The following is a 26,666-nucleotide window of genomic DNA, read 5'->3' as shown; positions in this document are numbered from 1 at the left end:
CGCAGCGTGGTAATGGTCGCGCCAGCAAGGCAGGCCGTACTAACCAGGAGTAGAGCAGGTGGGGTTCGGGTGACAGCCACGATTCCCGGACTCTTCGCCGACCCGGCGTGGCACAGATGCAGGCACCAGGCTCGTGCGCGCGAAAGGGGCTCGCCGATGGAGTTGACCGCAGGCAATCCCGCGGATTCCTTCGCAGGCGCCCCGGCCGGTCCGGCCGTGCCACCATCGGCCGAGCCGTGCCCGACCCCGTCACCCCGGGACCGGGCGTGCGGCGCTCTGCTGGGGTTGGCGGTGGGCGACGCGCTGGGAGCGCCCGCGGAGAACATGCGCCCGTCCGAGATCCGCCGCCGCTGGGGCCGTATCGAAGGCTTCGTGGCGGACGACCCCGCCGGTACGGACGACACCGAGTACGCCATCTTCTCCGGCCTCCTCCTCGCCCGGCACGGCTCCGCGCTGACCGTGGCCCATGTGGAGGAGGCGTGGCACCACTGGATCGCGGATCTGGACGAGGGCCCGTTCCGGGGCGCGGGCTTCAGCGAGCGCGGCACCCTGGAGAACCTCCGCCGGGGTCTCGCGGCCCCCATCTCCGCCCAGCACCGGCACGCCTGGAGCGACGGTCTGGCGATGAGGGCGGCGCCGTTCGGGGTGTTCGCGGCGGGCCGGCCCCTGGAGGCGGCCCGCCTGGTCGCGATCGACGGCTCGGTCAGCCACGACGGCGAGGGCATCTACGGCGGCCGGGCGGTCGCGGCGGGCGTGGCCGCGGCCATGTCGGGCGCGGGTCCGGCGGGGGTGATCGGCGCGGCGCTCTCGGTGATCCCGATGGACTCGTGGACGGCACGCTCCCTGCGCCGCGGTGTGGTCACCGCCCGGCGTGTCCACGAGGACAGGCTGTCCATGGAGCGCGCCGTCCGCTCCTCGGTGGTCATCGGCGGTTATCCGTGGACGGACCTGGCCCCGGAGGCGGTGGGGCTGGCGTTCGGCGCGTTCGCGGCGGCCCGCGGGGACTTCCGTACGTCGGTGCTCACCGCCGTCAACATGGGCCGTGACGCCGATACGACGGCGGCGGTGGCGGGAGCGCTCGCCGGGGCGGTCTCGGGCGTGGCGGCGATTCCCCCGGAGTGGGCCTCGGCGATCGGCCCGGTCCGGGGCAGCTGCCTCCCGTCGATGGCGGGCCACCACGTCCTGGACATCGCGCGGCTGCTCACCCCGGACGACGATCCGAAGGCGGCGTCATGACGACGGAAGCTCCGGACGGGCTCTCCCCCACGCCCGGAGCCCCCGGCCTCGAAGGGGACCCTGCGCCCGGCACCCGTACGTCCGCGCTCTCCCTCACCCCCGAAGCCCCCGGCCCGGAGCACGAACCCGCGCCCGGCACCCGTACGTCCGGCGAGCTCCCGGCCGGGAGCCGCGCCGTTCACGGCACCCCGGTGCGCCCCGTACCGCCAGCCGCGGGCCCTCGCCCCGGTGCACCGGAACCGTACGGGACGACGCCCGCGGCCGAACCCGCCGAGCCGCACGGCCCCCCGCCCCCGACCACCGCCCCGAAGGCACCCGGACACACGCCCCCACCCAGCACCGGCACCGCCACGCGCACCGGCACCAGCACCGCCGCCCCGACGGCTCCCCGAACCCCACCGCCCACGACCGCCCCTCATCCGTACGGAGAGCCGACCCGGGTCTCCGACCCCCCTCATCCGTACGGAGAGGCGGCCCCGGTCCCCGGCCCCCCGGCGGGAACGGCCACGGCGGCCCGCCCGGCGGTGGCACCGGAACAGCCGAAGCCCACGCCTGCGGCCCCCGCCACCGCCACCGCCCGCGCCCCGGGCACCGCTGCCGACGGCCCGGGGAGCCCGGCCCGTACCGCCCGGCCCGCCGCACTCCCGCGTACCGGCCCGCCTACCGCACCCGCACCCGCACCCGCACCCGGCGGCCTGCGGACCGCTCCCCCGGACGGCACGGGTACCGGTACCCCCGCGCCTCCTGATCCGGCCCTGGAACCGGAGGCTCCCTCCGCCCCCCTCGTCACAGCAGGGCACCCCGTCCCGCCGCCCCCTGAACCGGCCCCGGAACCCGCCCCTCGTCCGTGCTCCCCCACCGGGCGGCCCTCCGCCCACCGGAGCAGCGCCCCGGACCCGCTCGACCGGGCCGGCACCCTCGCGCGCCGCCCCGTCGAGGGCCTGCTCCTCGGGCTGGCCGCGGGCGATGCCGCCGGATGGCCCGCCGCCCGGCACCGCGCCGCGCGGATGCCCGAATGGACCAGGCGGCTCACCCGTGAGCTGGACACGTTCGCCGAGCAGAACGCGACCACCACCCTGCCCGTGCCCATCGCCCTCAACCAGCCCCCGGAACCCCTGCGGCTCGGCCCGTCCGACGACGCCGAATGGGCGGCCTTCACCGCCGAGACCGTGCTCACTGCGTCCGGCGGACTCTTCGCCGGTCTCCCCCCGAAACGCCGTCTGCGCGCGGCCGTCGATCTCGCCTGGAACGCGCTCGCCGGAGAGGTGGCCGCCGCGGCGGCCCGCGCACCCGAGGTGGAGTCCGCGGTGCTCCCCCTGCGCGCCCGGATCTCGGTACGCGCGGGGCTCGGCAATCTCGCCACCGGGCTGCGCCCGCCCGCGACCGGGCACGACAATCCGCACTACTTCGACGACGCGGCCTGTGTACGGGCCGCCGTCCTCGCGGTCGTCCACCCCGGGGACCCCGACGCCGCGGCCGCGCTCGCGGAGTTCGACGCGCGCTACACCCAGGACGGCGACGGGGTCCACGGTGCGCGCGCCATGGCCGCGGCCGTCGCCGCCGCGCTCGGGGGCACAGATGTCGACGAGGCCGTGGAGACCGCGCTCGACCAGTTGCCGGACTCCACCGAGATCGGCAGGAACGCACGGCACGCCGTCGCCCTCGCACGCGACGCGGAGGCCGCATTCGATCTCGTACCCCTGCTGGAGCATCAGATCGTGGACCATGTCTACAGCTACGGGATCGCCGCCGCCGAAACCGTTCCGGTGGCGCTCGCGATCGCCACGGCGGCGCGCGGCCGGGTGGCGGAGGCGGTGCCGACCGCCGCCTGCCTCTCCCGGGTGGCCGACTCCGCGCCCGCCCTCGCCGGGGCGCTGACCGGTGCGCTCGGTGGCGGAGCGTCGATCCCGGCGGGCTGGCGCGAAGCCTGCCGTACGCTCGCCGGGTGCGCGCTGCCCCGGCTCGCGGGCACCGATCTGGTCGAACTCGCCGGGCTGCTGACACACACGGAACTGACCGCACCGGGTGGACAATTCCGGCATGACACCAAGAACGCATATGACCCCGGCACTCGATGACCGGATCTGCGGCGCTCTGATCGGCGCGGCCGTGGGCGACGCGCTCGGCGGACCCGTGGAGGGGTACACCCCCGAGCAGATCGCCGAACGCCACGGCGGCCGGGTCCAGGGCATCGTCGGCCCCTGGCACGGCGAGGACTGGCGCACCGCCCGCCCCCTCGCCCCGTACCACAAGGGCGACGGCCATGTCACCGACGACACCCTGATGACCCATGCGCTGATCAGGGTGTACGCGACGGTCCGCGACCACCTCGACGCGTACGCCGTCGCCGGACACCTGGTCCCGGACCTCATCACGCACCCCCGCTGGATCCCGGAACTGGAGGCGGAGGCCCTGCCCCTCCAGCGGCTCTTCCTCGCCGAGAAGTGGCTCGTGGCCCGGCTGCACTACGGCCACCACGATCCTCGCGAGGCAGGCAGCGGCAATATCGTCAACTGCGGTGCGGCGATGTACATGGCCCCGGTGGGCCTGGTCAACGCGGCGAACCCGGCCGCCGCCTACGCCGAGGCCGTCGATGTCGCGGGCGCCCACCAGTCCTCGTACGGCCGGGAGGCGGCGGGCGTCTTCGCTGCGGCGGTCGCGGCGGCCTGCCAGCCGGGCGCGACACCCGGCACCGTCGTGGACACGGCGCTGACGCTGGCCAAGGACGGCACCCGCGCGGCCGTCGAGGCGGTCGCCGAAGTCGCCGTACGGTACACGGACTTCGAGCCGGCCCTCACCCCTCTCCGCGCGGCGGTCGCCCCCTTCGACACGGTCGGCCCCGACTACCGGACCCCCTCCCTCGGCGCCCGCCGCCCCTCCCGGCTGCACTCCATCGAGGAACTGCCCATCGCGCTGGGCATGCTGCTGGTGGGCGGCGGTGACTATCGCCGTACGGTGCTGGGCTCGGTCAACTACGGCCGCGACTGCGACTCGATCGCCACCATGTCGGGCGCGATCGCGGGCGCGCTACGGGGTGAGGAGGCGGTTCCGCACGACTGGGCGAAGTCGGTCGCCGAGGCCAGCCGCCTCGATCTGCACGCGCCCGCGCGAGAACTCGCCGCCGTCGCCCGTGAGATCTTCGTACGGGACACGGAGCGCCGCCGCGTCCATGAGTCGGCGTTCGCCACCCTGACGGCGGCTCCCCGGTGACGGCCGCTCCCACCACTCCCCCGTCCGGTGACGCGGGCATGCACCGAGACCCCCGCGGCGCCCCCGGCCGGATCCCGGACGGGACGACGGGCACGTCCCGCCCCGACCACCCACCACCGGAACCACCCACCCCACACGCAACAGCCAACCGGACCACCGCGCGGACGACCCGGACCACCGCACCGAATCCGGCGACCGGCACCTCCCGCCCCGGCAAACCACCGCCGGGGCCTGCCTCCCCCACGGTCACGGCCACCCCCCGCGCGACAACGGACCGGACCACCCGGCCGGCGACCGAGCGGGCACCGGGCCCGGCGACCGGCGGCGCCCGCCCCGACGGCCCACCACCGGGAACCACCACCCCTGACACGACAACGACCCGGGCCACGCCACCGACGACCCGCCCCGCATCGGGCCCGGCGACCGGCGGCGGGGGCGTACGGTTCGGGGGCCAGGCCACCGCCGACCGCCCCGCGGTGGGGGTGGCGGGCGCCGAGGGAGCGGTCCCGCGCACCGGGCTGCGGGTGACCTGGGTCCAGCCGGAGGATCTGGTGGGCCATGAGCTGCGCCAGGCGGCGGAGGACGGCCGGGAGGCGAGCGCCGTCGCCATGACCTGGCGGGCCGCGGGCGGTCGGCCCGCCCCCTCGGCGGCCGGGGCGTCCCCCACTCCCGTGTCCCCCGCGCTGCGCGCCCTGGCGTCCCGGCTGCTCGACGAACTCGCGCTGCTCCCGAGCCCTCTGACGGAGGCCGAGCCCACGGATCTGGCCTCGATCCGGGCCATCTGCCCCCGCTGGCCCGCCGACCCGCCGGGCGGGTACCGAACCGGTCCCGCCGAAGCCGGACCCGACGGGCGGCGACACCCGGCCGTGGAACCCCGGCTCCCCGGCGGGACCCCGTACTCCGGCCGCCGAGGACCCGGCCCGGCCGACGGCCGCGCGGACCGGGAGCCCGGCGCCCTCCCGTCCGGCCCTGCGGTGACCTCCCGCAGGGGACCTCGTATGAACCCCGTGAGCGGTTCGCCGGTGAACCCCTTGCCCGGCCCGCATGCGTACGCCCCGCACCCGGACCTCCCGCCCGGCACCCGTCCCCCCGACCCGGCCGAACCGCCCGGGACCGGCTCGCCCGGGACGCGCTCACCCGGCCATGACGACCCTCTGCTGCACCGGCTCCACGCCGCCTGGCTCGGGCGCGCCGCCGGATGTCTGCTCGGCAAACCCGTGGAGAAGCTGCCCCTCCAGGGGATCCGCGCCCTCGCCCGCGCCACCGGCAACTGGCCGCTGCGCACCTGGTTCACCGCCGAGGGCCTCCCCCCGAAGATCGCGCGCGCCCACCCCTGGAACCGGCGCTCCGCCCCGACCTCGCTCGCCGAGAACATCGACGGGATGCCCGAGGACGACGACCTCGACTACTGCCTGCTGAACCTCCTTCTGCTCCAGCGGTACGGTCGCGGCTTCGGCACCGCCGACGTGGGCCGCCTCTGGCTGGACGAGCTGCCCGCCGGACGCACCTTCACCGCCGAGCGGATCGCCTACCGCAACCTCCTCTCCGGGGTCGAACCCCCTCTGACCGCCCGTCACCGCAATCCGTTCAGGGAGTGGATCGGAGCCGCCATCCGGGCCGATGTGCACGGCTGGACCCACCCCGGCGACCCGGCTGGCGCCGCCGGGCAGGCACACCGCGACGCCGTCCTCACCCACACCGCGAACGGGGTGTACGGCGCGATGTTCACCGCGGCCGTCATCGCCACCGCGGCCGGCGGCACCGCCGATGTGCACCACGCGCTCGCCACCGGTCTGGATGTCGTACCGCCCGCCTCCCGGCTCGCCGAAGCGGTCCGCTCCGGGATCTGCGAGGCCCGCGCGGAGTCCGACTTCGAGGTGGTCGTGGACCGGCTGCACCGGCGATTCGGCCGGTACCACTGGGTCCACGCCGTCCCCAACGCCGCCCTGCTCGCCGCCGCCCTCACCCACGCCGACGGTGACTTCACCGGCTCCATCTGCCGGGCCGTCTCCGGTGGATGGGACACCGACTCCAACGGGGCGACCGCCGGCTCGGTCGCCGGACTGCTCGCCGGTCACCCGGACGCGCTGCCCGGACGCTGGACGGCCCCTCTCCGCAACCGGCTCGCCAGTTCCGTCGCCGGTTTCGACGGCATCGGCTTCGACACCCTCGCCCGGCTCACCCATCAGGAGGCCATCCGCCCATGACCGGCATCGTGGTGCTCGGCAGCACCAATATGGACCTCGTCGCCTATGTCGCCCACGCGCCGAAGCGCGGAGAGACCGTCACGGGACGGGAGTTCCGTACGATCCCCGGCGGCAAGGGCGCCAACCAGGCCGTCGCCGCCGCCCGCGCGGGCGGGGACGTCGCGATGATCGGCGCGGTCGGCTCCGACGGCTTCGGCACCCTGCTGCGGCATACCCTGGACTCCTCCGGGGTGGACACCGATCTCCTGCGCACGGCGGACGGTCCCTCCGGCACGGCCCATATCGTCGTCGACGACGAGGGCGGCAACGCGATCGTCGTCATCCCCGGCGCGAACGGCACCGTGACCGCCCTCGCCCCCGGCGACGAAGCGCTGATCGCCACCGCCCACACACTCCTCCTCCAGCTCGAACTCCCCCTCAGCGCCGTGCTCGACGGCGCCGGGGCCGCGCACCGCCACGGCGTACGCACCGTGCTCACCCCCGCCCCCGCCCAGCCGCTGCCGCCCGGACTGCTCGCCCTCACCGATCTGCTGGTGCCCAATGAGCACGAGGCCGCGTCGCTCACCGGTATCGCCGACCCGCACACGGCCGCCGGGGAGCTGCTCCGCCAGGTCCCGGAGGTCGTGATCACGCTCGGCGCGGGCGGCAGCCTGTACGCGAGCCGGGACCGCGACCCGCTCACGGTCCCCGCGCCCCGGGTCGCCGCGGTCGACACCACCGCGGCCGGGGACACCTTCGTCGGCGCACTCGCGGTCGCCCTCGGCGAGGGCAGGCCCGTCGAACAGGCCCTGCGCTGGGCCTCGTCGGCCGCCGCCCTGTGCGTGCAGCGGGAGGGGGCCTCCACCTCCATGCCCTACCGCCCGGAGATCGACGCGGGGGCCGACACCGGAACCGACCGACCCGAGTTCGGCACCGAGAGCGAGCGCCCGGGGACCGACCAGGAGGGCGACACCACCCCATGACCCCGACACCCCCCACTCCTTCCACCGGACCGCGCACCCCCCTCCGGGAACTCCGTGTACTGGACCTGGCGACGCTCTTCGCCGGGCCGCTGGCCGCCACGATGCTGGGCGACTTCGGCGCCGAGGTCATCAAGGTCGAGCACCCCGAACGCCCCGATCCCGCACGTGGCCACGGACCCGCCAAGGACGGCGTCGGCCTGTGGTGGAAGCTGCTCGGCCGCAACAAGCGCGCCATCACCCTCGACCTCTCCTCCCCCGGCGGCCGTGACACCCTGCTGCGGCTGGCCGCCACCGCCGATGTGATCATCGAGAACTTCCGTCCGGGCACCCTGGAGAGATGGGGGCTCGGCTGGGCGGAGCTGAGCGACGCCAACCCCCGTCTCGTCCTGACCCGGGTCACCGGCTTCGGCCAGTTCGGCCCCTACTCCCACCGTCCGGGCTTCGGGACCCTCGCCGAGGCCATGAGCGGCTTCGCCACCCTCACCGGTGAGCCCGACGGCCCGCCGACCCTCCCTCCCTTCGGTCTCGCCGACTCGATCGCCGCGCTCGCCACCTCCTTCGCCGTAATGACCGCGCTCGCCGCCCGTGCCGCGACCGGCCGCGGCCAGGTCGTCGACATGGCGATCATCGAGCCGATCCTCACCGTGCTCGGCCCGCAGCCGCTCTGGTACGACCAGCTCGGCTATGTACAGCCGAGGACCGGCAACCGCTCCCGCAACAACGCCCCGCGCAACACCTACCGCACCTCCGACGGCAGCTGGGTCGCCGTCTCCACCTCCGCCCAGTCCGTCGCCGAACGCGTCATGCGTCTCGTCGGCCGCCCCGATCTGGCCGACGAGCCGTGGTTCACCAGCGGAACCGGCCGGGCGCAGCACACCGAGGAGCTCGACGAGGCGGTCGGCGGCTGGATCGCCCGCCGCACCCGTGAGGAGGTCCTGAGCGCGTTCGAGAAGGCCGAGGCGGCGATCGCGCCCGTGTACGACATCCGTGACGTCATGGACGACCCCCAGTACCGGGCCCTGGACACCGTCACCGAGGTCCCGGATCCCGAACTCGGCCCGCTGCGTATGCAGAACGTCCTCTTCCGTCTCTCCGAGACCCCCGGCGCCATCCGCTGGGCCGGCCGTCCCCACGGCGCCGACACCGACGAGGTCCTCGGCGAACTCGGCCTGACCCCGGCCGACATCACCGCCCTGCGCACCCGGGGCGCGCTGTGACCACCACCCCCCTCACCTATCTCTACGCCCCGGGAGACCGCCCCGGGGTCGTGCTCAAGGCCATCGCCTCCGGCGCCGACGTCGTCATCGTCGACCTGGAGGACGCGGTGGCCCCCGACCGCAAGAAATACGCCCTCGCCGCGACGGCCGAACTCCTCGCGGCCCCCCAGCCGCTGCCTGTCCATGTCCGCATCAACTCCCCCCGGGCCCCCGAAGAAATCGAGACCCTGACCGGACTTCCCGGTCTGTGTGCTCTGCGTGTTCCCAAGGTCGCACACGGCACTGACATTCGCCGGGTCGCGTCCCTCGCCCCCGGTGTGCCCCTCTATCCGCTGCTGGAGTCGGCGCTCGCGATCGAGCACGCGTACGCCATCGCCACCGCCCATCCCGCCGTCCACGGCATCGCCATCGGAGAGGCGGATCTGAGGGCCGACCTCGGGGTCCGGGACGGTTCGTCGCTCGACTGGCCGCGCATCCGGATCGTCATCGCCGCCCGTGCGGCCGGGCTCGCGCCCCCCACCCAGTCCGTCTTCCCCGACATCCGCGATCTGGACGCCCTCTACGCCTCGTGCACCCACGGCCGCGCCCTGGGCTTCCTGGGCCGGGCCGCCATCCATCCCCGGCAGCTCCCCGTCATCGAACGGGCCTTCCGGCCCACCCCCGAGGAGATCGAGGCGGCGGCACAGGTGGTCAAGGCGGCCGCCGCGGACGGGGGCGCGCTGGCCCTGCCGGACGGCCGGTTCGTCGACGCGGCGATCGTGGCGGCGGCCGAGCGCACCCTCTCGCTGGCCCGCCGGGAGATCCCCTGACCGGGCGGCCGGGACCCGCCGTCAGAGCCCGGGGCAGCCGTGGGTGGCCGGGAGTGACGGACCGGAGCGGAGAGCGACCTCACCGGCGCGGTCCGGGAGCGCCCGGGAGATCCCCCCGCGCCACCGCCCTCACTGCCGGGCCCACGGCCTCACGACCGGCCCCGGCTACCCGCCCCCGCCCCGGCCGGCCCCGGCACCCCCGCTCCCGGAAACGGCGGGAGGCCGCCGGGGACTCCAGGTCCCCGGCGGCCTCGCCATGTCCGTTCCCGCCCGCGCACCCGCGTGATCAGGTCCCCGCGTCGGCTTCCGCGACGGAGTCCGCCGTGCCCCGGGCCGCTCCGGCACCGGGCTGCCCGGCCCCCGGGGTGCCCTCGGCCTTCTTGCCGTCCTTGCGTCCCGCGGGCTCCTTCGGCTCTCCGGTGTCCCCGGCCCCGGGAGCCCCGCCGGCCTCCGCCGCACCGGCCGCCTCGTCGATGTCCCCGGCCGCGTCACCCGGGGCGTCGCCAGACGCGTCACCGGTGGCATCACCGGACTCGTCCTTGGACTCCTCCTTGAACAGCGAGGGCTTCCCGTCCTCGCCGCCGCCGCTCCGCGCGCCCGGCCCGTCCGGCTCCACGATCTCCTCGCGGCCCGGCCGCATCCGCGCCGAGACCACCATGTAGACCACGGCGAGAACGAAGACAATGATCGCGGTCCAGACGTTCAGCCGCAGCCCCAGCACATGGTGCGCCTCGTCGACCCGCATGTACTCGATCCAGGCGCGGCCCGCGCAGTACCCGGCGACGTACAGCGCGAAGGCCCGGCCGTGACCGAGCTTGAAGCGCCGGTCGGCCCACACGACCAGCACGGCGACACCGATGCACCAGAGGGACTCGTACAGGAAGGTCGGGTGGTAGAGGCCCGCCTCGCGGTTCGGGCCCGCGGAGATCTTGAGCGCCCACGGCAGATCCGTCGGCTTCCCGTACAGCTCCTGGTTGAACCAGTTACCCCAGCGGCCGATGGCCTGAGCGAGGGCGATGGCGGGGGCGAGGGCGTCCGCCCAGGCGGGGAGCGGGATACCGCGCCGGCGGCAGCCGATCCAGGCACCGACCGCGCCGAGCGAGATCGCGCCCCAGATCCCGAGGCCGCCCTCCCAGATCTTGAAGGCGTCGATCCAGTTCTTGCCGTCGCTGAAGTACAGCTGGTAGTCGGTGATCACATGGTAGAGCCGACCGCCGACCAGGCCGAACGGCACCGCCCAGACGGCGATGTCGGCCACGGTGCCGGCTTTGCCGCCCCGGGCGATCCAGCGCCTGTTGCCGTACCAGACGGCCACGAAGACGCCGATGATGATGCAGAACGCGTAGCCGCGCAGCGGCAGCGGTCCGATGTGGATCGCTCCGGACGACGGGCTGGGAATGTAGGCAAGTTCCATGGCAGAACCGACGCTACCCTGCCCGGCATCGGGCGGGGCGGGTACCCCGGCAACGTCTGCATAACGAGGACGGCCCCGGAACCGTTGGGGTTCCGGGGCCGCAGGAGGCCGGGAAGGGCCGTGGCGGCCCTGTGGCGGGGCCGTGAGACGGGCCCTCGACGGGCCCCGACGGACCCGTACCGGGACCGGATGGACACCGGGACCCGGGAGACGCCGGGACACATCAGGAGGTACCGGCACTCACAAGCCGCCGAAACCGAAAGGTGCCGGGACCCGGGAGGTGCCAGAACCGGGGAGTCCCGGAGTCAGGCAGGTGCCGGGACCCGGGAGACTCCCGGAATCAGGGCACGGCCGGCCCGGAGCCGGGGGAAGCGGCGGCCGGGCTCGGGCGCTGGGTGCCCGGCTTCTTGCCCTTGTTCGCCTCGGCCACCCACTTCTTCAGATTCTCCGGTGAGATCTGCTCGCCGCCCTTGCCGGGGAAGACCGACTCCCCGTTGAGCAGCACGGTCGGAGTGCCGCGGAAGCCGCCCTTCTGGAACGCGGTGTTCGACTTGACGACCCAGGAATCGTGCGTTCCCCCCTCCACACAGGAACGGAATCCGGGTGTGTCGAGCCCGTCGACCTTGCCCGCCAGCTCGATCAGCCTGCCGTTGTCCGCGAAGGCGTCGTCCGGCTCCGGCGGCTGGTTCCGGTAGAGCACGTCGTGGTACGGCGCGAACTTGCCGGCGTCCTGGGCGCAGGCCACCGCGTTGGCGGCACGCAGGGAGCCGGTGCCGCCCATGTTCCCGTCGATGATGGTGGCGAAGTGGTACTCGACCTTGAGCGCGCCCGAAGCCTCCAGCTCATGGATGGCATCCCGCAGCACATTCTCGAACTGGGCGCAGACGGGGCAGCGGAAGTCCTCCCACACCGTGAGCGTCGAGGGGGCGTCGCTCGCGCCCACCGGGATCGCCAGCCGGTCCTTGCCCTCCGCCCCGGTGGGGGCGAGCAGCGGTCCGGCGGTGGATCCGCTGTCCTTCTCCTTGCCGGCGTTGGCCGCGAGGACGCCGATGGCCGCCGCCACACCGAGGACCGCGGCCACCACCGCGGACACGACCAGCACACGGCGCCGCCGCTCACGCGACTTCTCCAGCCTGCGCTCCCGCTGGATCCGCTCGCGCGGGGACCTGTTCCTATCCTGATTGTTCTCGCTCACATCCCGCAAACGAACCGGGGAGGCGCCTTCGCGCCTCCCCGGTCCAGATCCACCCGTACGAGCGATGTGTACGAGCCGACACCCGTCAGGCGCCCGCGCGCCCCCTGCGTACGCCGTCCGCGAGGTCGGCCGCGAGGTCGCGTACGGCGGTCAGTCCGGCCTCCTGGTCGGGCGCGTCCAGGAGCCGCTTGACGAACGCGGATCCGACGATCACCCCGTCCGCGAAGGCGGCGACCTCGGCGGCCTGGCGGGCGTTGGAGACGCCGAGGCCGACGCAGACCGGCAGCTCGGTGGTGGCGCGGGTGCGCCGGACCAGGTCCTTCGCCTGCGCGCCGACCGACTCACGAGTGCCGGTGACGCCCATGAGCGACGCCGCGTACACAAAGCCGGAACCGGCCTCGGTGATCGTGGCGATCCGGGCGTCCTTGCTGCTGGGGGCGACGACGAACACGGTGGCGAGACCGTGCTTGTCGGCATGCTCCCGCCAGCCGCCGGACTCCTCCACGGGCAGATCGGGCAGGATGCAGCCCGCGCCGCCCGCCTCGGCCAGCTCCGCCGTGAAGCGCTCGACGCCGTACCGGTCGATGGGGTTCCAGTACGTCATCACCAGCACGGGCTTCCCGGTGGCCTCATGGGCCTCACGGACCGTGCGCATCACATCGGCGATCTTGACGCCGCCGCGCAGGGCGATGTCGTCGGCGGTCTGGATCACCGGGCCGTCGAGCACGGGGTCGCTGTGCGGCAGCCCCACCTCGACGATGTCGGCGCCTCCGTCGAACACGGCCCTGACCGCCGCGATACCGCCGTCCACGGTCGGGAAGCCGGCCGGGAGATAGGCGATCAGGGCGGCCCGGTTCTCCGCCCGGGCCGCGGCGAGCGCCTCGCTCAGCAGTTGCACGTTCCCGCTCACTTGGCGGCCTCCCCTTCGGATGCGTCCGATCCGTCGTACAGCCCGAAGTAGCGGGCGGCGGTGTCCATGTCCTTGTCGCCGCGACCGGACAGGTTGACGAGGATCAGCCCGTCCCCGCCCAGTTCGCGGCCCAGGTCCAGCGCCCCGGCGAGCGCGTGCGCGGACTCGATCGCGGGGATGATGCCCTCGGTGCGCGACAGCAGCCGCAGCGCCCGCATCGCCTCGTCGTCGGTGACCGCGCGGTACTCCCCGCGCCCGCTGTCCTTGAGGTACGCGTGCTCGGGGCCGATGCCCGGGTAGTCGAGCCCGGCCGAGATCGAGTACGGCTCGGTGATCTGGCCCTCCTCGTCCTGGAGGACGTAGCTGCGCGAACCGTGCAGGATGCCCGGCTCGCCCGCGGTCAGGGTGGCCGCGTGCTCACCGGACTCGATGCCGTGGCCCGCCGGCTCACAGCCGACGAGCCGTACGCCGGTGTCCGGGATGAACGCGTGGAAGAGCCCGATCGCGTTGGAGCCGCCGCCCACGCAGGCGACGGCCGCGTCGGGCAGCCGGCCGGCGCGTTCGAGGATCTGGCGGCGCGCCTCCACGCCGATGACCCGGTGGAAGTCGCGCACCATGGCCGGGAAGGGGTGGGGGCCCGCGACCGTGCCGAAGAGATAGTGCGTCTCGTCGACATTGGCGACCCAGTCGCGGAACGCCTCGTTGATGGCGTCCTTCAGGGTCCTGCTCCCGGAGGCCACCGGAACGACCTCGGCGCCGAGGATCCGCATCCGGGCGACGTTCAGCGCCTGGCGCCGGGTGTCGATCTCGCCCATGTAGATGGTGCACTCCAGGCCGAAGAGCGCGCAGGCGGTGGCGGTGGCGACACCGTGCTGCCCCGCTCCTGTCTCGGCGATGACGCGCGTCTTGCCCATGCGCTTGGTGAGCAGCGCCTGGCCGAGCACGTTGTTGATCTTGTGCGAGCCGGTGTGGTTGAGATCCTCCCGCTTGAGGAAGACCCGCGCCCCGCCCGCGTGCTCCGCGAACCGGGGCACCTCGGTGAGCGCGCTCGGGCGCCCCGTGTAGTTGACCATGAGGTCGTTCAGCTCGGCCGCGAAGGCGGGGTCCGCCTTGGCCTTGTCGTACTCGACGGCGACCTCGTCGACCGCGGCGACCAGCGCCTCGGGGATGAACTTGCCGCCGTAGGCGCCGAAGTATCCGGTGGCGCCGGGGACATGACCCTCAGGGTCCGGAATGAAGAAGTCCGAAGACATCCGACGTACTCCTCAGAAGGGGCTGACGCCCCGGAAGTCTGGTGTGCAGGGACACGGTATGCGCGCGCGGGAGTGCCATGGGCGCGGACCGGCTCCACGGACCGCCCTCCGGGACGGTCCGCCCCGGGGGTCCGCGGTGCCGCCGGTGCCGTACGGAACCGGTGTGGCCCTGGCACGCCCCCGGACAACCCTGAGCGGGCCCGCGCACCGCGTCCGGGCCGGCGCGGTACGGCACCGGGCCGCCGGGCGGGTGCGCCGGTGGGCCGTGCTTCCATGGGCCGTGTTCCGGCTCCGGGCGGTTCCGTTCCGGGCGGGAGCCACCCGGTGCCGTGACGCCGCCCGGTGCCGTGACACGACGGTACGGCGCTCGGGGGGGAACCCTTGGGTCCCCGGTCCGGGACGACCGCGGTGCACGGTCCGCGTCCGGGGATTCCCGGAGCGGGGACCGGTCGGAGTCAGCCCCCCGAAGGGGTGGCCGGGAACCGGCTCAGGCGCCCGCGCGCGGGGCGGGCCATCGCATCCCGTTGACCTGGCCGGGCTCCGAGCCGATGACGTACCGCACCCGCCGTCCGTGCACCCGGCGCGCCGGGGCGCGGCAGCCGCGAGGGCGGCAGCCGCGGGCGAGCCGGGCGTACGCGGCCCCGGGTGCGGGGCACGCAGGACGGGGAGCGGCGATGGGCACGGCGGGGTCAGCCCCGCCCGTGGCGCAGTGCGGGGTGCGCGCCCGCGGCGACCAGATCGGCGACGGCCGCCTTGGGGTCACGGCCGGTGACCAGGGACTCGCCGACGAGCACCGCGTCGGCGCCCGCGTTGGCGTAGGCGATCAGATCGTGCGGACCGCGGACCCCGGACTCGGCGACCTTGACGATGCCCGCCGGGATCTCGGGGGCGACCCGCTCGAAGGTGCCGCGGTCGACCTTGAGCGTCTTCAGATTGCGCGCGTTGACGCCGATGACCCTCGCCCCGGCGTCCACGGCCCGCTCGGCCTCGTCCTCGTCGTGGACCTCGACGAGCGGGGTCAGCCCGATCGATTCGGCACGCTCGATCAGGGAGACCAGGGCCTCCTGCTCCAGCGCGGCGACGATGAGCAGCGCGAGGTCGGCGCCGTAGGCACGGGCCTCCCACAGCTGGTACGCGGTGACGATGAAGTCCTTGCGCAGGACGGGGATGTCCACCCTCGCGCGCACGGCTTCGAGGTCGGCGAGAGAGCCGCCGAAGCGGCGCTCCTCGGTCAGTACGGAGATGACGGCCGCGCCGCCCGCCTCGTAGTCGGCGGCGAGTCCGGCGGGGTCGGCGATCGCGGCAAGCGCGCCCTTCGACGGGCTGGACCGCTTCACCTCGCAGATCACCTGGACGCCCTCGCCGCGCAGTGCGGCGGCTCCGTCCTTGGCCGCGGGCGCCTTGGCGGCCCGTTCCTTGAGCTCGTCGAGGCTGACTCGCGCCTGCCGCTCCCCGAGGTCGGCGCGTACGCCGTCGATGATCTCGTCGAGCACACTCACGCGAGCGGCCCCCTTCCGGGACGTTGATGGTCAAGGATCAGCCATGTCGATGGTATCCGCAGGACGGTCCGGGCCTCGCATCCGGTGGACGGCTGTCCCACAGGCTGGGACCCGGCGCAGGTCGGCACGGGTGCCGCCAGGCCGGTCACGGGGCCAGCGCAGAGCCGAAGGGAAGGTTGCGTACGACGCTGAACACCAGCACCGCGGCGCCGGCGGCCCACCACCAGACGGGGGCGACGGAGATCCTCCAGGTCGCTCCCGGCACTCCCCGGACGGCGCGAATCAGCCACACCGTCCAGACGACGGCGAAGACCCCGTAGCCGATGACGGCGACGGCGTTGGCGCCGAACGCGGCGGCCAGGTCGCCGTGGATGAAGGCGTGGGCGCTGCGCAGCCCCCCGCACGCCGGACAGAAGATCCCGGTGACGCGCAGGAGGGGGCAGGTCGGGTAGTGGCCGGGTTCGTTCGGATCGACACTGCCGACGTACGCGAAGGCCGCGGCGACCCCGGCGAGGGTCGCGAGGGGGGCGGCGACCCGGCGCGCGAGGGGGGCGGTGGGTGCGGGGGCTCCGGATTGGGCCGCGGGGCCGTGCACCCGGCCGGGGCCGGTCCACCCGGTCCACCCGGTCCACCCGGCGGGCCCGGGTCCCGTGCCGCTGGCCGCCGCTCCGGGCGGCGCTGCGGGCAGGGGACCCGGCGTCGGTCCGGCGGGGGCGTCGGGGGCGCCGGGCGCGGGACCAGCGGCCGCCGGGGCGCCGGGTGCTTCGGCGCGGGAGGAGGATCCGGCGGGTTCACCGGCCGGTGGGCCGATCACGGGCCCGGGAGCGCCCCGGCCGGGTGCGGCGGGGAAGTCGGTGGGGTCGGGGCCCGGTTCGGGCGCGGGTGTGACGGAGGATGAGGTCATGGCGTCCACCCCGTGATTCTCTCCGGAGGTACGGAAAGGCGCAGCCCGGCATATGCCGGGATGCGCCTGGGGCCGGCCTGGGACCGCCGGGAAGCCCGGTCGGGGCGGGAGCCCGCGGCCGGGCGGGGGGTGCGGAGGATCAGGAGGAGATCTGCGCCGCGGCCGCCTTGGCGAGCGCCACGTCGTGCGCCTTCTCGCGGGCTCGGACACGGGCCTCGGTCTCCCTCGGGGTGCCGAGTCCGGCCGACTTCATCGCGAGGCCGACACCGAGCCCGGCGAAGACGATGACCAGACCGCCCCAGAACCCCAGCGGATTGGCCGCGACCATGAAGACGCCGGAGACGCAGAAACCGATGAACGCGATGGTGACACCGGTCCAGGCGGCCGGGGTGTGTCCGTGGGCGGTGCCCGACATGAGCTGCTCCTCGTTGCTGTTGCGCTGTGGTGAGGCACGGCGGGGATGCCGGCACTCGGGGGGTGAGCCGGACGCTCGACACCCATTGTCCCGTACTCCGGAAGCGAGGAGGAGGCAGGGTGATGAGGCGGCTGTCACACGGCTTTCCCGGCCCTGTGGAGGGCCTCTGACCTCCCGGTACCGGCCCCGCGTGGTGAGCACCCGGCCGTGGAGGGAGGTGCCCTGTGACCTCTGACGGGCCGGATCGGGAGGGCGGCCCCGATCCGCTCGGAGACTCTCCCCCGCGCCGGAGTGGCCGGGAACGGGTCCCGGCCCGGTACACCGGAGGCCGGTGAGAGGGCTCCCTGCGGAGGACGGACCCGCGCGGGTCCGTCCTGGGCGAGGGCGGCCCGTGGAGTACCGCGACCGCGCGCCCCGGCGTACGGACGGACCCCGGGGAACCCTGCGGAGGCCCGCGGGGGCCCGCGGAACCCCGCGGAAACGGAGCCCCTGGGGTGTTTCTGGTGGATCAGGCCGGATCAGTGAGTGGGGGCACCTCCCACGCCCCGGGGCGTCACGGGAGGGTCTGGTGCCGTGGATCGCAAGGCGGAGGAGGGGTACCTCCCGGGCGGAGCCCAGGGGGAGAGCCCCTGGGGCGGGGGTACCTCCCGTGCCGCCAGGCGCAGGGCGGAGTTACCTCCCGTGCCGCCAGGCACAGGGGGAAACGAGGTGCCGGGGCACACGAACCCAGCACGATCCATCAGAAGCGCCCTACCCCTTGGTGGGGTCCTCGCCGCGGTCCAGCGCCTTCCACAGATCCTCGGGCCGGTCGGGGTCCACGGCCGGAGCCCTGCGGGAGCGGGGTGAGCCGTCGCGTTCGTACCGCCCCGACATGGTGGGCCACAGCCTGCCGTACCGGAGCGCGAGCAGCCCCGCGAGCAGGATCAGCAGCCCGGCCGCCATGGTCACATAGGGCCAGGGCGTGTGGGTCAGCGCGCCGATGGTGGCCGCCGAGTCGCCGGTGGACTCCGCTGCCTTCTCGTCGAGCGCGGCACGGTCAAAGGCGCCGAGGTACGCGGTGAGGGCCGCGCCCGCTCCGCTCAGGGTGAGCAGCGCGGACACGAGCAGCCTGCCCGCCCGGCGTACGGCGAAGACGGCGACGAGCGCGGCCAGGCCCACGATGGCGAGGGCGGTCGGCACACCGGTGACATCGCCGCCGTCGGCCTCCAGCGGCAGCTTGCCGCCGGCGAGCGCGGCCGTGCCCTCGGCCCATGTCCGGCCGGAGGCGAGGAGGACGACGGTCGCGCCGACGGCACCGAGGAACAGGGCCGCGCCGAGACTGCGGCGGCTCCTGTCGGCGGCGGAAGCGGTTGATCCGGCGCGGGGCCGGGGTACGGGAACAGCACTCACCCGCACCACTATCCCTTACGCCCCCGCAAGGCTCCCCGGCCGGTGGCCCTTTATCGCGCGGCCCCGCCGCTCATCCGGTTCGCCGTGTGCACGGCCCGCAGCACCGCGGCGGCCTTGTTACGGCACTCGATGTCCTCGGAAACCGGATCGGAGTCGGCGACGATACCCGCTCCCGCCTGCACGAACGCGGTTCCGTCACGCAGTAGCGCGGTACGGATGGCGATCGCGGTGTCGGAGTCGCCGGCGAAGTCGAGATAGCCGACACAGCCGCCGTACAGTCCCCGCCGGGTGGGCTCCAGCTCGTCGATGATCTGCATCGCGCGCGGCTTGGGCGCCCCGGAGAGGGTGCCGGCCGGGAAGCAGGCGGTGAGCACGTCGAACGCCGTACGGCCGTCGGCGACCTTCCCGGTCACCGTGGAGACGATGTGCATGACATGGGAGTAGCGCTCGACCGACATGAAGTCGACCACCTCGACGGTGCCGGGTTCGCAGACCCGGCCCAGGTCGTTGCGGCCGAGGTCGACGAGCATCAGATGCTCGGCGCGCTCCTTGGGGTCGGCCAGCAGTTCGTCGGCGAGCGCCTGGTCCTCCTGCGGGGTCGCGCCGCGCGGCCGGGTCCCGGCGATCGGATGGACCATGGCGCGGCCGTCCTCGACCTTGACCAGGGCCTCGGGGCTGGAGCCGACGACGTCGAAGGCGCCGTCGTCGCTGGGGAACCGGAACAGATACATGTACGGGCTGGGGTTGGTGGCCCGCAGCACGCGGTAGACGTCCAGCGCGCTCGCCTCGCACGGTGTCTCGAACCGCTGGGACGGAACCACCTGGAACGCCTCTCCGGCCCGGATGCGCTCCTTGATGTCCTCGACGGCCGCCCGGAAGTCCTCGCCGCCCCATTGGCCGGAGAACGCGGGCACCTCGGACGGCGGCAGGGCGACCGGTACGGAGGCCAGCGGCCGGGCCAGGTCCCTCTCCATGGCGTCCAGCCGGGCGACGGCGTCCACATACGCCTCGTCGACCCCGGTGTCGAGGTCGTTGTGGTTGATGGCGTTGGCGATCAGCAGGACCGTGCCGTCCCAGTGGTCGAGCACCGCCAGATCCGAGGTGAGCAGCATCGTCAGCTCGGGCAGCCCGAGGTCGTCGTTCTCCCCCGGACCGATCTTCTCCAGCCTGCGGACGATGTCGTAACCGAGGTAGCCGACCATGCCCCCGGTGAAGGGCGGCATACCGGAGCCGGGGCCGGACGAGGGGGACCCCGCCGTACCGCCCGGCACGGGCGGGGTGTGCAGGGTCTCGACGGTGGCGCGCAGGGCCGCGAGCGGGTCGCCGTCGGTGGGGACGCCGACGGGCGGGGTGCCCAGCCAGTGGGCCCGGCCGTCGCGCTCGGTGAGCGTCCCCGCGCTGCGCACGCCGACGAAGGAGTAGCGGGACCAGGAGCGGCCGCCCCCGCCCACGGTGTGGGAGGTTCCCCCGTCCGCCGACTCCAGCAGAAAGGTTCCGGGGCGCTCGTCGGCAAGCTTGCGGTAGAGCGCGACCGGGGTGTCGCCGTCCGCGAGGAGGCGGCGGCTGACGGGGATGACGCGGCGGTCGGTGGCGAGCTTGCGGAAGGTCTCCAGGTCCATGGCGCCCGACCCTACTTGCCGAGCGGGAGGACGTCGGCGTCGAAGCAGGTCCGGTCGCCGGTGTGGCAGGCCGCGCCGATCTGGTCGACCCTGACCAGCAGGGTGTCCCCGTCGCAGTCGAGCGCGACGGACTTGACGTGCTGGACGTGCCCGGAGGTGTCGCCCTTGGCCCAGTACTCGCGGCGGCTGCGGGACCAGTAGGTCGCGCGGCCGGTGGTCAGGGTGCGGTGCAGGGCCTCGTCGTCCATCCACCCGAGCATCAGCACCTCACCGGTGTCGTACTGCTGGGCGATGGCCGGAAGGAGTCCGTCGGCGGTGCGCTTGAGCCGGGCGGCGACGGCGGGGTCGAGGGGGCTCGCGGGGACACTGCTGGTCATGCGGCCATTGTGCCGTGCCGGGCGGGCGCCGCGGGCGGTGCGTCCACTGGGCGGACCCGGCACAGCCGCCGTACGCTGGCGAATATGTCGACCCATGCGAAGCGTGAACGGCTCCTCCTCGCCGACCTGCTGGAAACGGCGGGTCCCGATGCGCCGACGCTCTGCGACGGCTGGCGGACGCGGGAACTCGCGGCCCATGTGGTCGTGCGCGAGCGGCGCCCCGACGCCGCGGGCGGAATCCTGCTCCCGGTGCTGAAGAACCGGCTGGAACGGGTGCAGGCGGAGTTCGCGGCGAAGCCGTACGAAGAGCTGATCCAGCTGATCCGGACGGGACCGCCCAGGATGTCCCCGTACGGGATCAAGCAGGTGGACGAGGCGGCGAACACCGTCGAGTTCTATGTCCACACCGAGGATGTCCGCCGCGCCCAGCCCGACTGGACCCCGCGCCCGCTGGACCGGGTCTTCGAGGACGCGCTGTGGGCCCGGCTGGAGAAGGCGGCCCGGCTGCTGGGCCGCAGGTCCCCGGTGGGCCTGGTGCTGCGCCGCCCGGACGGCCAGACCGCCGTCGCCCACCGCGGTGCGCCCGTGGTGACGGTGACCGGTGAGCCCGGTGAGCTGACGGTGTTCGCCTTCGGCCGCCAGGACGTGGCCCGGGTGGAGCTGGAAGGCGACAAGGACGCGCTGGCACGGCTCAAGGACACCCGGCTCGGCCTGTCGATGTGAGCGCGCTCCGTGGTGGCGGCGAACGGCCGGCTCCGGCCCGGCAGCCGCCCGGAGCGGCCTGAACCGTCCGAACGGCCTGAACCTCCTGAAGGGGCTGAACGGCCCGCTCAGAGATCGTCCAGGAGCCGCCGCCAGCTGGGCCGGCGCCGCGTACCGCCCTCGTCCGGGGGCACCGGGGGGCCCGGGTCGAGCTTGATCATGGGGATGTCGGGGCAGACCGCGGCGATGTGGTCGAAGTCCGCGTCCGCGTGCACGAGGGTGAGACCGTGGAACCGCGCGGTGAGCGCGGTGACGACGTCCATCAGATTCGGCCCGTCCCGGCCGCCGCTGCCGACACCCCGCTGCTTCAGCTCGCGCTGTACGGCCATGGCCTCCGTCTGCTTGTCGAACTCCCGCATCGGCACCGAGCCGAAGGCCCGGTCCAGTGCGAGATACAGCGGCTCGCCGTCCTGCCCGGGGCGCAGTCCGTGCCGCAGCTCGGCATGGGCCACCGGGCAGATGGTCACCAGCCCTCCGGCGACCCGTTCGGGCCAGGGCTCGCCGATCGTGCCGCGGAGCAGCCGCCAGAGCACGGAGGTGTCGGCCAGATAGCGCGGGGAGGGCCGATCGGGACGCGCGGTGTGTTCCAGGGGTGTCACACCCGCTCCTCCCGCTCGCTCAGGGCCGCGTAGTCGAGGCAGCTGGCCGCGTTCTCCTGGAGCCATCGCAGGGCGCGGGCCCGCTCCTCGGGGTCCTCGGCGGGCAGGACGGTCTCGATCCCGCCGCCCCTGGGCCTGGGGGCCGACGGATCCCGTCGCCCTCGTCGTCCGAACATCGCACTCCCCCTGTCGTCCGGCGCCTTCGCGGTCTCCGGCACGGCCCGCCGTCTGTACGGGCCCGCCGCCAGTAGATCACGGAGGCGGGCCGACCGGACGGGCCGCGTTCAGCGAACCGGGTGGCCCGCCTCCCGGAGGGTGTCCTTGACCTGGGAGATCCGCAGATCGCCGAAGTGGAACACGGAGGCCGCGAGCACCGCGTCCGCGCCCGCCGCGACGGCCGGAGGGAAGTCCGCCAGCCGGCCCGCGCCGCCGCTCGCGATCACGGGGACGGTGACGTGCTTCCGTACCGCCGTGATCATCTCGGTGTCGTAGCCGTCCTTGGTGCCGTCGGCGTCCATCGAGTTCAGCAGGATCTCGCCCGCGCCCAGCTCGGCCGCCCGGTGGGCCCACTCGACCGCGTCGATCCCGGTGCCCTTCCGGCCGCCGTGCGTGGTGACCTCGAAGCCGCCCGACGGGGTACGGCGCGCGTCCACCGAGAGCACCAGGACCTGGCGCCCGAAGCGCTCGGCGATCTCGCGGATCAGCTCGGGGCGGGCGATGGCGGCCGTGTTGACGCCCACCTTGTCCGCGCCCGCCCGCAGCAGCCGGTCCACGTCCTCGGCCGAGCGGACGCCGCCGCCGACCGTGAGCGGGATGAAGACCTGCTCGGCGGTGCGGCGGACCACGTCGTACGTCGTCTCGCGGTTGCCGGACGAGGCGGTGATGTCGAGGAACGTCAGCTCGTCGGCGCCCTCGGCGTCGTACAGCTTCGCCATCTCGACGGGGTCGCCGGCGTCGCGCAGATTCTGGAAATTGACGCCCTTGACGACCCGGCCGTTGTCGACGTCCAGGCAGGGGATGACCCTGACGGCGACCGTCATGACCCGTCTCCCCGGTATGCCTCCATCTCGACCTCGACCAGGATGCGCGGGTCCACGAAGCCGGAGACGATCATCATCGTCATCGCCGGACGGATGGAGCCGAACACCTCCTGGTGGGCGCGGCCGGCGGCATCCACGTCCCGGGCGTGGGTCAGGATCAGCCGGGTCCGGATCACCGACTCGGCGCCGACGCCCAGCTCGGCGAGGGCGGCCAGGGCGTTGGCGATGGCCACCCGGGTCTGCTCATAGGGGTCGCCCTCGCCGTGCAGCACGGCCCCCTCGAAGGAGGTCGTACCGCCGACGACGACCCGGTCGCCCGCCGCGACCGCCCGCGCGAAGCCGAAGACGTCCTCCCACGGAGAGCCGCCCGCGACCCGCCGTACGCCGCCCACCGGCTCCTGCGCCTGCGTACGTTCCGTCATTCCGCCACCGCCGCGAGCGCTTCCTCCAGGGTGAACGCCTTCGCGTACAGGGCCTTGCCGACGATCGCGCCCTCCACGCCCCGGGGGACGAGCGAGGCGATCGCGCGGAGGTCGTCCAGCGAGGAGACTCCGCCGGAGGCCACGACGGGCTTGTCGGTGGCGGCGCAGACGTTCTTCAGCAGCTCCAGATTGGGGCCCTGGAGCGTGCCGTCCTTGGCGATGTCGGTGACGACGTAGCGCGCGCAGCCCTCGGAGTCGAGGCGGGCGAGGGTCTCGTAGAGGTCTCCGCCGTCGCGGGTCCAGCCCCGGCCCCGCAGGGTCGTACCGCGCACGTCCAGGCCGACGGCGATCCGGTCCCCGTGCTCGGCGATGATCTTGGCGACCCACTCGGGGGTCTCCAGCGCGGCCGTGCCCAGATTGACCCGGGTGCAGCCGGTGGCGAGGGCGGCGGCGAGCGAGGCGTCGTCGCGGATACCGCCGGACAGCTCGACCTTGATGTCCATCGCGGAGGTGACCTCCGCGATCAGCTCGCGGTTGTCGCCGGTGCCGAAGGCGGCGTCCAGATCGACCAGGTGCAGCCACTCGGCGCCCGCGCGCTGCCAGGTGAGGGCGGCTTCCAGCGGGGAGCCGTAGGAGGTCTCCGTACCGGACTCGCCGTGGACGAGACGGACGGCCTGGCCGTCGCGGACGTCGACGGCGGGGAGGAGTTCGAGCTTGGTCACAGTGTTCCGATCCAGTTGGTCAGCAGCTGGGCGCCGGCGTCGCCGGACTTCTCGGGGTGGAACTGCGTCGCCCACAGGGCGCCGTTCTCCACGGCCGCGACGAAGCGCTCACCGTGGGTGGCCCAGGTGACCTGCGGCGCGCGGATGGCGGGGTTGGTGGTCTCCAGCTCCCAGTCGTGGGCGGCGTAGGAGTGTACGAAGTAGTACCGGGCGCTGTCGTCGAGCCCGGCGAAGAGGCGGCTGCCGTCGGCGGCCTCCACGGTGTTCCAGCCCATGTGGGGGACGACGGGGGCCCTGAGCGGGCCGACCGTGCCGGGCCACTCGTCGAGCCCCTCGGTCTCCACACCGTGCTCGATGCCGCGGGCGAACAGGATCTGCATACCGACGCAGATGCCCATGACCGGCCGGCCGCCGGAGAGCCTGCGGCCGATGATCCACTCGCCGCGGACCTTGCGCAGCCCGTTCATACAGGCGGAGAACGCGCCGACGCCGGGGACGAGCAGCCCGTCCGCGTTCATCGCCGCGTCGAAGTCGCGGGTGATCTCGACCTCGGCCCCGACCCGGGCGAGCGCCCGCTCGGCGGAGCGGACGTTGCCGAATCCGTAGTCGAGGACGACGACCTTCCTCGGTGCGCTCATGACCACACGTCCAGCCGCAGCACACCGGCGACCAGGGCCATGCCGGCGGCGACGGAGAGCAGCACGACCACGCCCTTGGGCAGCCCCTGCTTGGCGAAGGAGTAGACGCCGCCGAGGAAGAACAGCCCGACCACGATCAGGATGGTGGACAGACCGTTCACAGCGCGCCCTTCGTGGAGGGCAGGATCCCGGCGGCACGCGGGTCGCGCTCGCTGGCATAGCGCAGGGCGCGCGCGAGCGCCTTGAACTGGCACTCCACGATGTGGTGCGCGTTGCGCCCGTACGGGACGTGGACGTGCAGCGCGATCTGGGCCTGGGCCACGAAGGACTCCAGGATGTGCCGGGTCATCGTGGTGTCGTAGGCGCCGATCATCGGGGCCATGTTCTCCGGCTCGCTGTGCACGAGGTAGGGGCGGCCGGAGAGGTCCACGGTGACCTGGGCGAGCGACTCGTCCAGGGGCACGGTGCAGTTGCCGAAGCGGTAGATGCCGACCTTGTCGCCGAGCGCGCGCTTGAAGGCGCCGCCGAGCGCGAGGGCGGTGTCCTCGATGGTGTGGTGGGAGTCGATGTGGAGATCGCCCTCGGTCTTCACCGTGAGGTCGAACAGACCGTGGCGGCCGAGCTGGTCGAGCATGTGGTCGTAGAAACCGACCCCGGTCGACACATCGACCTTTCCGCTGCCGTCGAGATCGATCTCGACGACGACGGACGTCTCCTTGGTGGTGCGTTCGACCCGTCCTACCCGGCTCATGCGCTCTGCTCCTTCTTCAACTCACGTACCGCGTCGAGGAACGCGTCGTTCTCGGCGGGGGTCCCGGCGGTGACCCGCAGCCGGCCGGGCACACCGTTGTCCCGGACCAGGACGCCGTGGCCGAGGATCCTCCGCCAGGCTTCGTGCGCGGCGCCCTCTCCCTCGAACCGTCCGAACTGCACGAAGTTGGCATCGGACTCGGTCACCTCGTAGCCGATGGCGCGCAGCTCGGTGACCAGGCGGTCCCGCTCGGTCTTCAGCTGCTCGACGTACCCGAGCAGCGTATCGGTGTGCTCCAGCGCGGCGAGCGCGGTGGCCTGGGTGACGGCCGACAGGTGGTACGGCAGCCGGACCAGCTGGACCGCGTCCACCACCGCCGGGTGCGCGGCCAGATAGCCGAGGCGCAGCCCGGCCGCGCCGAACGCCTTGGACATGGTCCGGGAGATCACCAGCTGCGGGCGGCCCTCGATCAGCGGCAGCAGCGAGGGCCGGTGGCTGAACTCCACATACGCCTCGTCCACCACCACCAGCGAGGGCCCGGCGGCCTGGGCGGCCTCGTACAGCGCGAGGACGGTGGCGGCGTCGACGGCGGTGCCCGTGGGGTTGTTGGGCGAGGTGATGAAGACGACATCGGGCCGGTGCTCGGCGATGGCGCGCTCGGCGGCGGCCGTGTCGATGGTGAAGTCCTCGCCCCGGGGGCCGGAGATCCAGCCGGTTCCGGTGCCCCGGGAGATCAGCGCGTGCATCGAGTACGAGGGCTCGAAGCCGATGGCCGTGCGCCCGGGCCCGCCGAAGGCCTGGAGCAGCTGCTGGAGGACCTCGTTGGATCCGTTGGCCGCCCAGACGTTCCGTACGCCCACGGTGTGCCCGGCCGTACGGGTCAGATAGGCGGCGAGGCCGGTGCGCAGTTCGACCGCGTCCCGGTCGGGGTAGCGGTTGAGGCCGCGGGCGGCTTCCCGCACCCGCTCGGCGATGCGCTCGACGAGCGGTTCGGGCAGCGGGTAGGGGTTCTCGTTGGTGTTGAGCTGTACGGGGACGTCGAGCTGGGGCGCGCCGTAGGGGGACTTGCCGCGCAGCTCGTCGCGGATGGGCAGGTCGTCGATGCCGAACGAGTCC

General features: G+C 73.9%; 28 protein-coding genes. 8 read left to right on the top strand and 20 right to left on the bottom strand.

Annotated features, from left to right (window positions below):
• The first annotated feature begins 156 nt into the window (after nucleotides 1-156).
• From ACIBCM_RS02840 to ACIBCM_RS02810, 7 genes are all read left to right on the top strand, one after another.
• Nucleotides 157-1,236 (top strand): ADP-ribosylglycohydrolase family protein, encoded by a 1,080-nt coding sequence (locus ACIBCM_RS02840; RefSeq protein WP_399239403.1) that lies wholly within the window; start codon nucleotides 157-159, stop codon nucleotides 1,234-1,236.
• Between the two features lie 524 nt (nucleotides 1,237-1,760).
• Nucleotides 1,761-3,314: an ADP-ribosylglycohydrolase family protein gene (locus tag ACIBCM_RS02835; protein ID WP_399239401.1), complete on the top strand. Its 1,554-nt coding sequence runs from the start codon at nucleotides 1,761-1,763 to the stop codon at nucleotides 3,312-3,314.
• Nucleotides 3,277-4,446, top strand: coding sequence for an ADP-ribosylglycohydrolase family protein (locus ACIBCM_RS02830; RefSeq protein WP_399239399.1), 1,170 nt, complete (start codon nucleotides 3,277-3,279; stop codon nucleotides 4,444-4,446). Before ACIBCM_RS02835 ends, ACIBCM_RS02830 begins: the two co-directional genes overlap by 38 nt.
• Nucleotides 4,447-5,054: 608 nt before the next feature.
• Nucleotides 5,055-6,653 (top strand): ADP-ribosylglycohydrolase family protein, encoded by a 1,599-nt coding sequence (locus tag ACIBCM_RS02825; protein WP_399239833.1) that lies wholly within the window; start codon nucleotides 5,055-5,057, stop codon nucleotides 6,651-6,653.
• Nucleotides 6,650-7,615: a ribokinase gene (gene rbsK, locus ACIBCM_RS02820; RefSeq protein ID WP_399239397.1), complete on the top strand. Its 966-nt coding sequence runs from the start codon at nucleotides 6,650-6,652 to the stop codon at nucleotides 7,613-7,615. The genes ACIBCM_RS02825 and rbsK overlap by 4 nt, the downstream gene beginning before the upstream one ends.
• Nucleotides 7,612-8,832, top strand: a complete 1,221-nt coding sequence (locus ACIBCM_RS02815) for a CaiB/BaiF CoA transferase family protein (RefSeq protein ID WP_399239395.1) — start codon at nucleotides 7,612-7,614, stop codon at nucleotides 8,830-8,832. The genes rbsK and ACIBCM_RS02815 overlap by 4 nt, the downstream gene beginning before the upstream one ends.
• On the top strand, nucleotides 8,829-9,641 hold the full coding sequence (locus tag ACIBCM_RS02810) for an HpcH/HpaI aldolase/citrate lyase family protein (protein ID WP_399239393.1): 813 nt from the start codon (nucleotides 8,829-8,831) through the stop codon (nucleotides 9,639-9,641). The genes ACIBCM_RS02815 and ACIBCM_RS02810 overlap by 4 nt, the downstream gene beginning before the upstream one ends.
• Before the next feature lie 286 nt (nucleotides 9,642-9,927).
• Here the strand turns inward: ACIBCM_RS02810 and lgt are convergent, their stop codons facing one another.
• The 11 genes from lgt to hisI form a co-directional block, all read right to left on the bottom strand.
• A complete protein-coding gene (lgt, locus tag ACIBCM_RS02805) occupies nucleotides 9,928-11,055 on the bottom strand; it encodes a prolipoprotein diacylglyceryl transferase (RefSeq protein WP_399239391.1) in 1,128 nt (375 codons plus the stop codon).
• 340 nt (nucleotides 11,056-11,395) lie between these two features.
• Complete coding sequence (locus tag ACIBCM_RS02800) at nucleotides 11,396-12,250, bottom strand: DsbA family protein (RefSeq protein ID WP_399239389.1); 855 nt, start codon at nucleotides 12,248-12,250, stop codon at nucleotides 11,396-11,398.
• Nucleotides 12,251-12,335: 85 nt separating this feature from the next.
• A complete protein-coding gene (gene trpA, locus ACIBCM_RS02795) occupies nucleotides 12,336-13,160 on the bottom strand; it encodes a tryptophan synthase subunit alpha (protein WP_399239387.1) in 825 nt (274 codons plus the stop codon).
• Nucleotides 13,157-14,413: a tryptophan synthase subunit beta gene (trpB, locus tag ACIBCM_RS02790; RefSeq protein WP_399239385.1), complete on the bottom strand. Its 1,257-nt coding sequence runs from the start codon at nucleotides 14,411-14,413 to the stop codon at nucleotides 13,157-13,159. The genes trpA and trpB overlap by 4 nt, the downstream gene beginning before the upstream one ends.
• 487 nt (nucleotides 14,414-14,900) lie before the next feature.
• On the bottom strand, nucleotides 14,901-15,095 hold the full coding sequence (gene trpM, locus ACIBCM_RS02785) for a tryptophan biosynthesis modulator TrpM (protein ID WP_399239383.1): 195 nt from the start codon (nucleotides 15,093-15,095) through the stop codon (nucleotides 14,901-14,903).
• 7 nt (nucleotides 15,096-15,102) lie between these two features.
• Nucleotides 15,103-15,912 carry an indole-3-glycerol phosphate synthase TrpC gene (trpC, locus tag ACIBCM_RS02780; RefSeq protein WP_399239381.1) on the bottom strand — a complete coding sequence of 270 codons (810 nt, stop codon included), beginning with the start codon at nucleotides 15,910-15,912 and terminating at the stop codon, nucleotides 15,103-15,105.
• 145 nt (nucleotides 15,913-16,057) lie between these two features.
• Nucleotides 16,058-16,816 (bottom strand): DUF2752 domain-containing protein, encoded by a 759-nt coding sequence (locus ACIBCM_RS02775; protein ID WP_399239379.1) that lies wholly within the window; start codon nucleotides 16,814-16,816, stop codon nucleotides 16,058-16,060.
• Between the two features lie 139 nt (nucleotides 16,817-16,955).
• A complete protein-coding gene (locus tag ACIBCM_RS02770; RefSeq protein ID WP_399239377.1) occupies nucleotides 16,956-17,231 on the bottom strand; it encodes an HGxxPAAW family protein in 276 nt (91 codons plus the stop codon).
• 750 nt (nucleotides 17,232-17,981) lie between these two features.
• On the bottom strand, nucleotides 17,982-18,629 hold the full coding sequence (locus ACIBCM_RS02765; RefSeq protein WP_399239375.1) for a TIGR02234 family membrane protein: 648 nt from the start codon (nucleotides 18,627-18,629) through the stop codon (nucleotides 17,982-17,984).
• Between the two features lie 41 nt (nucleotides 18,630-18,670).
• A complete protein-coding gene (locus ACIBCM_RS02760) occupies nucleotides 18,671-20,239 on the bottom strand; it encodes an anthranilate synthase component I (RefSeq protein WP_399239373.1) in 1,569 nt (522 codons plus the stop codon).
• 11 nt (nucleotides 20,240-20,250) lie between these two features.
• Nucleotides 20,251-20,616 (bottom strand): phosphoribosyl-AMP cyclohydrolase, encoded by a 366-nt coding sequence (gene hisI, locus ACIBCM_RS02755; protein ID WP_399239371.1) that lies wholly within the window; start codon nucleotides 20,614-20,616, stop codon nucleotides 20,251-20,253.
• A gap of 84 nt (nucleotides 20,617-20,700) precedes the next feature.
• On the opposite strand from hisI, the gene ACIBCM_RS02750 reads away from it, so the two are divergent.
• A complete protein-coding gene (locus ACIBCM_RS02750; RefSeq protein ID WP_399239369.1) occupies nucleotides 20,701-21,339 on the top strand; it encodes a TIGR03085 family metal-binding protein in 639 nt (212 codons plus the stop codon).
• A 107-nt stretch (nucleotides 21,340-21,446) separates the two neighbouring features.
• On the opposite strand, the gene ACIBCM_RS02745 is transcribed toward ACIBCM_RS02750, so the two are convergent.
• The 9 genes from ACIBCM_RS02745 to ACIBCM_RS02705 all read right to left on the bottom strand — a co-directional run bounded on the left by ACIBCM_RS02745 (nucleotide 21,447) and on the right by ACIBCM_RS02705 (nucleotide 26,653).
• On the bottom strand, nucleotides 21,447-21,977 hold the full coding sequence (locus ACIBCM_RS02745; protein ID WP_399239367.1) for a PIN domain-containing protein: 531 nt from the start codon (nucleotides 21,975-21,977) through the stop codon (nucleotides 21,447-21,449).
• On the bottom strand, nucleotides 21,974-22,153 hold the full coding sequence (locus tag ACIBCM_RS02740) for a hypothetical protein (RefSeq protein ID WP_399239365.1): 180 nt from the start codon (nucleotides 22,151-22,153) through the stop codon (nucleotides 21,974-21,976). Before ACIBCM_RS02740 ends, ACIBCM_RS02745 begins: the two co-directional genes overlap by 4 nt.
• A gap of 108 nt (nucleotides 22,154-22,261) precedes the next feature.
• On the bottom strand, nucleotides 22,262-23,017 hold the full coding sequence (gene hisF / locus ACIBCM_RS02735) for an imidazole glycerol phosphate synthase subunit HisF (protein ID WP_399239363.1): 756 nt from the start codon (nucleotides 23,015-23,017) through the stop codon (nucleotides 22,262-22,264).
• A complete protein-coding gene (locus ACIBCM_RS02730; RefSeq protein ID WP_399239361.1) occupies nucleotides 23,014-23,439 on the bottom strand; it encodes a Rid family hydrolase in 426 nt (141 codons plus the stop codon). Before ACIBCM_RS02730 ends, hisF begins: the two co-directional genes overlap by 4 nt.
• Nucleotides 23,436-24,161 carry a bifunctional 1-(5-phosphoribosyl)-5-((5-phosphoribosylamino)methylideneamino)imidazole-4-carboxamide isomerase/phosphoribosylanthranilate isomerase PriA gene (gene priA / locus ACIBCM_RS02725; RefSeq protein WP_399239359.1) on the bottom strand — a complete coding sequence of 242 codons (726 nt, stop codon included), beginning with the start codon at nucleotides 24,159-24,161 and terminating at the stop codon, nucleotides 23,436-23,438. Before priA ends, ACIBCM_RS02730 begins: the two co-directional genes overlap by 4 nt.
• Nucleotides 24,158-24,799: an imidazole glycerol phosphate synthase subunit HisH gene (gene hisH, locus ACIBCM_RS02720; RefSeq protein WP_399239357.1), complete on the bottom strand. Its 642-nt coding sequence runs from the start codon at nucleotides 24,797-24,799 to the stop codon at nucleotides 24,158-24,160. Before hisH ends, priA begins: the two co-directional genes overlap by 4 nt.
• The gene (locus ACIBCM_RS02715) at nucleotides 24,796-24,960 is read right to left on the bottom strand and encodes a hypothetical protein (RefSeq protein WP_399239355.1); all 165 of its coding nucleotides are present in this window, start codon (nucleotides 24,958-24,960) and stop codon (nucleotides 24,796-24,798) included. Before ACIBCM_RS02715 ends, hisH begins: the two co-directional genes overlap by 4 nt.
• The gene (gene hisB / locus ACIBCM_RS02710) at nucleotides 24,957-25,550 is read right to left on the bottom strand and encodes an imidazoleglycerol-phosphate dehydratase HisB (protein WP_399239353.1); all 594 of its coding nucleotides are present in this window, start codon (nucleotides 25,548-25,550) and stop codon (nucleotides 24,957-24,959) included. Before hisB ends, ACIBCM_RS02715 begins: the two co-directional genes overlap by 4 nt.
• The gene (locus ACIBCM_RS02705) at nucleotides 25,547-26,653 is read right to left on the bottom strand and encodes a histidinol-phosphate transaminase (RefSeq protein WP_399239831.1); all 1,107 of its coding nucleotides are present in this window, start codon (nucleotides 26,651-26,653) and stop codon (nucleotides 25,547-25,549) included. Before ACIBCM_RS02705 ends, hisB begins: the two co-directional genes overlap by 4 nt.
• Between the last annotated feature and the right edge of the window lie 13 nt (nucleotides 26,654-26,666).

The sequence above is a fragment of the Streptomyces sp. NPDC051018 genome (assembly GCF_044456085.1).
Lineage (GTDB): Bacteria > Actinomycetota > Actinomycetes > Streptomycetales > Streptomycetaceae > Streptomyces.
The sequence above is the reverse complement of the archived record's forward strand: the minus strand, read 5'-3'. Positions and strand labels throughout refer to the sequence as shown.

What these genes read in the sequence shown, in the direction of transcription:
- ACIBCM_RS02840 (WP_399239403.1), top strand. Translation starts at nt 157, where the DNA reads ATGGAGTTGACCGCAGGCAATCCCGCGGATTCCTTCGCAGGCGCCCCG.
- ACIBCM_RS02830 (WP_399239399.1), top strand. Translation starts at nt 3,277, where the DNA reads ATGACACCAAGAACGCATATGACCCCGGCACTCGATGACCGGATCTGC.
- ACIBCM_RS02825 (WP_399239833.1), top strand. Translation starts at nt 5,055, where the DNA reads ATGACCTGGCGGGCCGCGGGCGGTCGGCCCGCCCCCTCGGCGGCCGGG.
- rbsK (WP_399239397.1), top strand. Translation starts at nt 6,650, where the DNA reads ATGACCGGCATCGTGGTGCTCGGCAGCACCAATATGGACCTCGTCGCC.
- ACIBCM_RS02815 (WP_399239395.1), top strand. Translation starts at nt 7,612, where the DNA reads ATGACCCCGACACCCCCCACTCCTTCCACCGGACCGCGCACCCCCCTC.
- lgt (WP_399239391.1), bottom strand. Translation starts at nt 11,055, where the DNA reads ATGGAACTTGCCTACATTCCCAGCCCGTCGTCCGGAGCGATCCACATC.
- trpB (WP_399239385.1), bottom strand. Translation starts at nt 14,413, where the DNA reads ATGTCTTCGGACTTCTTCATTCCGGACCCTGAGGGTCATGTCCCCGGC.
- ACIBCM_RS02775 (WP_399239379.1), bottom strand. Translation starts at nt 16,816, where the DNA reads ATGACCTCATCCTCCGTCACACCCGCGCCCGAACCGGGCCCCGACCCC.
- ACIBCM_RS02770 (WP_399239377.1), bottom strand. Translation starts at nt 17,231, where the DNA reads ATGTCGGGCACCGCCCACGGACACACCCCGGCCGCCTGGACCGGTGTC.
- ACIBCM_RS02760 (WP_399239373.1), bottom strand. Translation starts at nt 20,239, where the DNA reads ATGGACCTGGAGACCTTCCGCAAGCTCGCCACCGACCGCCGCGTCATC.
- hisI (WP_399239371.1), bottom strand. Translation starts at nt 20,616, where the DNA reads ATGACCAGCAGTGTCCCCGCGAGCCCCCTCGACCCCGCCGTCGCCGCC.
- ACIBCM_RS02750 (WP_399239369.1), top strand. Translation starts at nt 20,701, where the DNA reads ATGTCGACCCATGCGAAGCGTGAACGGCTCCTCCTCGCCGACCTGCTG.
- ACIBCM_RS02740 (WP_399239365.1), bottom strand. Translation starts at nt 22,153, where the DNA reads ATGTTCGGACGACGAGGGCGACGGGATCCGTCGGCCCCCAGGCCCAGG.
- hisF (WP_399239363.1), bottom strand. Translation starts at nt 23,017, where the DNA reads ATGACGGTCGCCGTCAGGGTCATCCCCTGCCTGGACGTCGACAACGGC.
- ACIBCM_RS02730 (WP_399239361.1), bottom strand. Translation starts at nt 23,439, where the DNA reads ATGACGGAACGTACGCAGGCGCAGGAGCCGGTGGGCGGCGTACGGCGG.
- hisH (WP_399239357.1), bottom strand. Translation starts at nt 24,799, where the DNA reads ATGAGCGCACCGAGGAAGGTCGTCGTCCTCGACTACGGATTCGGCAAC.
- hisB (WP_399239353.1), bottom strand. Translation starts at nt 25,550, where the DNA reads ATGAGCCGGGTAGGACGGGTCGAACGCACCACCAAGGAGACGTCCGTC.